Annotated in this window: 7 protein-coding genes; all 7 read left to right on the top strand. The window is 34.4% G+C overall.

What is annotated here, in order from left to right; genetic code table 11:
* Positions 1–305 (top strand): hypothetical protein (locus tag CP368_RS10880; RefSeq protein WP_233185865.1); only part of this gene is annotated, 305 nt, incomplete at its 5' end.
* Complete coding sequence (locus CP368_RS09040) at positions 298–495, top strand: hypothetical protein (protein ID WP_098043930.1); 198 nt, start codon at positions 298–300, stop codon at positions 493–495. The genes CP368_RS10880 and CP368_RS09040, both read left to right, overlap by 8 nt.
* A complete protein-coding gene (locus tag CP368_RS09045; RefSeq protein WP_025014280.1) occupies positions 492–686 on the top strand; it encodes a helix-turn-helix transcriptional regulator in 195 nt (64 codons plus the stop codon). The genes CP368_RS09040 and CP368_RS09045 overlap by 4 nt, the downstream gene beginning before the upstream one ends.
* 154 nt (positions 687–840) lie before the next feature.
* Positions 841–2436 carry an ABC transporter ATP-binding protein gene (locus CP368_RS09050; protein ID WP_098043931.1) on the top strand — a complete coding sequence of 532 codons (1596 nt, stop codon included), beginning with the start codon at positions 841–843 and terminating at the stop codon, positions 2434–2436.
* Positions 2433–4016: an ABC transporter ATP-binding protein gene (locus CP368_RS09055; protein ID WP_098037083.1), complete on the top strand. Its 1584-nt coding sequence runs from the start codon at positions 2433–2435 to the stop codon at positions 4014–4016. Before CP368_RS09050 ends, CP368_RS09055 begins: the two co-directional genes overlap by 4 nt.
* 134 nt (positions 4017–4150) lie before the next feature.
* Entirely contained in the window at positions 4151–4276 is a 126-nt protein-coding gene (locus CP368_RS10885) for an ATPase (RefSeq protein ID WP_233185866.1), read from the top strand.
* A complete protein-coding gene (locus CP368_RS09060; RefSeq protein WP_233185867.1) occupies positions 4276–5349 on the top strand; it encodes an ATP-binding protein in 1074 nt (357 codons plus the stop codon). Before CP368_RS10885 ends, CP368_RS09060 begins: the two co-directional genes overlap by 1 nt.
* Positions 5350–5451: the final 102 nt, after the last annotated feature.

Below are 5451 nucleotides of genomic sequence, written 5' to 3' on the forward strand. Positions count from 1 at the left end.
AAAGAAATAAATTTAAGGAATCATTCATCCTTACACAAACTATTTTACAGTCTCATGTTTTGGTAACCTATAGAAAAAATAGAGCCAGCGTAGAGTATGACGAACGTCAAGCATCAATTCGTAATCATGGCTATAAATATGCCTTTATTGCAATAGCCATTAGTGATTCTTTTTTATTACTTCTTGCAGAAGAGCTTAAATTGAAAATGACACCTACCTTTTTTATTAATGGCGCCACTTTTTATTGGATGTATAGCGTCTGCGAGTTATACAATTTTCAAGGGAGCATATATTGCTATGCATGAAAACTTATTGGGAAGTTCTATAATTTTTATTGCATTAGGAATTGTGGATTTAATTTGTAGTATTCTAGGTCTTATTGAAAATGCAGCTAAATGGGATGGCAATGTTTTAATGTTACTATTTGGCTTGTTTATGCTTTTAGTTGGTGGTAACTATGCATATCAGCTCTACATTAGTAAGGTGAAAAAATGAAAAATTTAAAAATGAAGGCAGCCCGTGCAGGTAAGGACTTATCGCAGCAAGAGTTAGCTGACATAGTAAATGTTTCTAGGCAAACAATTTCAGCAATTGAAAAAGGGGATTATAATCCGACGGTAAATCTGTGTATCCGAATTTGTGAAGCACTTGATAAGACATTAGATGATTTGTTTTGGCCAAAGTAAAAGCAGAATTCCACGTGGATTCTGCTTTTTTTGTGCCATCTTTAAAAATTAGCTAAAAATAAAAAAACATTGAAAATGTTAGTACTATAAATTAATATGTTATTAACATATATTTAATATAAAAAGTAGCTGCAATTACTTTGGAGGTAGCACTATGGAAATCAAAGAATTGTTCAGACAAAATATTCCGCGAGCCATTCTAATCATCTTCCTATTTGTCTTATACACACTAGGAGGAACAGTTAATGAATATCTATTTAAATATGCGCTAAATGATATTACAGCTGGCAACTTGACAGGATATGTTCAGTGGCAAGCTATCGAATTAGCTCTAGAACTGCTAGTAGCCTTATTGCTGCCGGTTGCCACCCAAACAATGACCAGGCAAGTACAGAACTATATTCACCAGATCAGAAAAGACCTTACACATCACTATTATGCAGGTGGGGATGAAAAAGTCTCTAAAATGCAGAATGAACTAACAGCTAATTTAAAATTGCTTGATAATGATTATGCAACTCCGTGGATTGATATCCTAAGCGCAGTTTTACAGATCGTTTTTGGTGTTGCTCTTTTAATCAGTATGAATTGGCTACTTCTTTTGTTTACTGCTATTTTGGCTGTCGTTACGCTTTTATTACCCAAAATAATGGAGAAAAAAACTTCAGCTGCAGTGAAGGAAGTTAATGTCAAAAATGAGAAGCTGTTAAATACAATTGAGCATTGGCTGGGTGGTTTACAAGAATTGAGAAGATACACTGCTTATGCACGCTTAAGCCGCGAACTACATAAAGCTAGCCACTCATACGTTGATGCAAATAAGCAAAGCTACAAATATCGCAGTATTTCTTATATTATCAATACTTTTGGTAATGCAATTGCTCAAATAGGGATGAGCGCTTTAGCCGGCTTTCTATTTATTTTTCATCAGATTTCTTTCGGTGATTGGGCTGTAGCCGGATCATTTGCCTTCTTAATCTTTTCATCGATCTTTAATATGACTAGTGCTATTACTCGGGTCAAGTCAACTAAAGAATTACGTGAACAAACTTTTTTGCTTCGTAAAAAGATTAAGGACGAATCTGAAAATAAGCAGCTAGCCTATGGCATTACTGTTTCGAATTTATCTGCCAAATATGAAAATGGTGAACAAATCTCTTATCCAGACTTTAGTATTAAGCCAGGAGCAAAGGTTCTGCTTACAGGGGATTCAGGCACAGGTAAATCGACCTTGTTTAAATTACTTTTAGGCAAGATGAAACCTGAAAGTGGCGAAATAAAGTTTACTGATCAAGCCGGTAATTTAATTCCATTTGCTGAAGCCAAAGTTGGTTACTTACCACAAGATCCAATTGTTTTTCCAGCTTCAATTAGCGATAACATCACAATGTTTAATGAAAAGTTAGCTGATAAAGTTGAAACCGTAGTAAGTGGTATGCAGCTTGCTCCAGATCTAGCCAAGATGCCGAATGGTGTTCAAACCGTTATTGATGTCAAAAATGAGAACATTTCCGGTGGTCAAAGACAAAAAATGGTCTTAGCCAGAAGTGTAATTCATGATCAGCCATTTGTTTTGATGGACGAAGTCACCAGCGCAATTGATCGTGCAGGATCAGAAAAGATCATCGACAATCTTTTGCATAGTAACCGAACCATTCTGATGATTGCTCATAATTTGTCACCAGAAGTTAAAGCTAAATTTGATCAAGAAATTAAGTTCACTAGAACAAGAAAAGAGGCAAACAGATGAATCTGAAAAAATTTATTCAAGTTAATCCTTTCCGCTTCTACCTATATCTTTTAGGCGCAATTCTTGTTCCTGCATTAAATGTTCTTAACACCTTTTTGGTGCAATTAGAGGCTGATATTGTCTTATCAAGGAACCTTAGAAACTTTATCTTGATCACAGTAATTACATTTGTGATTATTCTAGTTTCATATTTAATAAATAGCGGCATTATCTATTTGAATAAGTCGCAAGAACAAGATCTTAATGATCAAATAAGAACTAAGATTGTTAGTCATTATTATCATGATGGTAAAAATCATGAAGTCGGTGCAATGCAAAATCGCCTAACTAATGACCTATCAATGATTAATGACAACTACTATGAACCAATCTTTAATTTGATTTATGGGATTGTCACAATGATTGCGGTGTTAATTTGTCTGATTTTGCTCAATTGGCAACTCCTTATTGTGATTGCGCTGATGGTTGCTGTCTCCTTTGTTTTGCCTAAGATAACTGAGAAGCCGCTTCAAAAGGCAACGCAATTAATTTCTGATCGAAATCAGGCTTACCTCGATAGTTTGAATGATTGGTTATCCGGTCTTGAACAGATTCGTCAATTCTTGGCAGGAGCTAAATTATTTGCCGTTACGGAAAATGCATCTAAGAAGCTAGAAGATGCTACTGTTAAGCAAATATATTACATCAAATTGCTTAATGCCTTTAATGGAATTGTTTCCGCATTATTTGGTTTTATTCTTTTTGTATTAACCGGTTATTTGGTTAAAAACGGTGCCGTTACGGTTGGTACACTGCTGATCGTTGGTAACTTTCGCTTCTATCTAAATGCATCTATTGAATATATTTCTAATTCTTGGGGCCAGATGAAGGGAACCAAGAAGTTAATTGAGGAAGTTAATGAAACTGCTGCTGCGGTACCTGCTCAATCTAATGAAGATGAAGCTACACCTAAGGGATTTGCTACACAGGACCTAGAGCTGCAGTTTCCCAATGGTGAAAAACTGACTTATCCAGATATTCAAGTTAAAAACGGTGAAAAAATTCTATTAACAGGTGATTCTGGCGCAGGTAAATCAACTTTATTTAAATTGATTTTAGGTGAGCTTAAGCCAACTAATGGTAAAGTAATTTTCCAAGACGAAGATGGACAAGCAATTAAACCAGATATGAGCCGAATCGACTATATTCCGCAAGATCCGGTTGTCTTTCCAGCTACAATTGCTGACAATATTACAATGTTCGATGATCAATTGAATAATCAGGTTGAACAAGTTGTTCAAGAAGTTAACTTTATTGCTGATATTAATAAATTTAAAGATGGGCTTAAGCAAGAACTTAATCTAGATAATTTGAATATTTCTGGTGGTCAACGGCAAAAGATCGTCCTTGCTCGTGCTAAAATTCATGATTCAGATATCATTCTGATTGATGAGGGTACGAGTGCAATTGATTCAAAGGGAACTAAAGAAATTTTGAATAATTTGCTGAAAAGTAAGGCGACGATTGTCTTTATTGCTCATAATTTCAGCTTAGAATTACAAAAGATCTTTGATCGTGAAATTCATTTAAGTAAGAATTAGTTTTATAAGAAAAAAGCCTTTATCGAGTATATTCGATAAAAGGCTCTTTTTTTGCAATCTTATCGATTATACTCGATAAGATTGATGATTTTGATGACTTCATCGATTATAATCGATATAAATGAGGTGAGCGCATGATTAAACGAACTATATATTTAAATCGAATTAATCCATTTATTGATAAAGACATCATTAAGGTAATTACTGGCATTCGTCGTAGTGGGAAATCAGTTCTACTGCAACAAATTCAGATGAATTAGTGGATCGTGGAAAAGATAGAGCTAATTTCATTTACATTAACTTTGAAGACTTACAATATGAATCCCTGCTCAATTATCAAACACTTAATCAAGAATTAGTTAAACGAATTAACCAGATTGATGGCAAAGCTTATCTTTTCCTTGATGAAATTCAAAGAGCTAAATCCTGGGAAAAAACAATTAATTCTTTACGTGTAACTTATAATTGCGATATTTATATTACTAGATCGAATTCTCAACTGTTATCAGGAGAATTAGCAACTGAAATTGCTGGTCGATATGTTGAAATTAAGGTTTATCCTTTTTCATTCAGTGAGTTTTTGGAAGCAATTAATTCTGATCGGCAAAACTTAGATCGTGATTTTGCTACTTATGTAGAAATAGGTGGAATGCCTTTCTTGTCACTGATCTATTCTGATCAGCAAGCATGTGATACGTACCTGCAGGATATTTATAGTTCTGTAGTTCTAAAGGATATTGTTGATCGTCATGCAATTAGAAATGTAGATCTACTTAGAAGAATAATCAGCTATTTAAGCAGTGAAATAGGGCATCCTATTTCAGCTACAGGTATAGCTAAATTCCTTAAGAGCGAGCACAGAGGTAGTTCTGCGGATACGATTATTGACTATATTTCATACACTTGTGATGCATATTTATTTACGCGTGTTCCTAGAACCGATCTACGTGGCAAAGAGAATCTTAGAGTTAATGATAAATACTACATTACCGATCATGGCTTACGACAAACTATTGTTGGCAATAATCAGCAAAATATTGATCAAATTCTTGAAAATATTGTCTTTATTGAGCTTTTACGTCGTGGATATCACGTTTCGGTTGGACTAAATGACAAAAAAGAGATTGATTTTGTAGCTCAAAAAGGTAGTGATAAACGCTACTATCAGGTGACTTATATGTTGGGTAGTCAGACGACGATAGATCGAGAATTTGGTGCGTATGACGGTATTGCAGATAATTATCCTAAATATGTACTTTCGATGGATAAATTTGATATGAGTCGTAATGGGATTATTCATCAAAATATTATTGATTTTTTATTGGAAAAGTAAAAACGTAAGCAAAAAGGACTAAGTTCAAATTTCGAACTTAGTCCTTTCTTGTGTGTCGGGCATGACATTTCATCTAGTCTAGTGAAAGTCTAGACCACGGGT

Origin of the sequence: Lactobacillus sp. UMNPBX17 (genome assembly GCF_002553735.1) — a bacterium.
In the GTDB taxonomy this organism is placed as follows: domain Bacteria; phylum Bacillota; class Bacilli; order Lactobacillales; family Lactobacillaceae; genus Lactobacillus; species Lactobacillus gallinarum.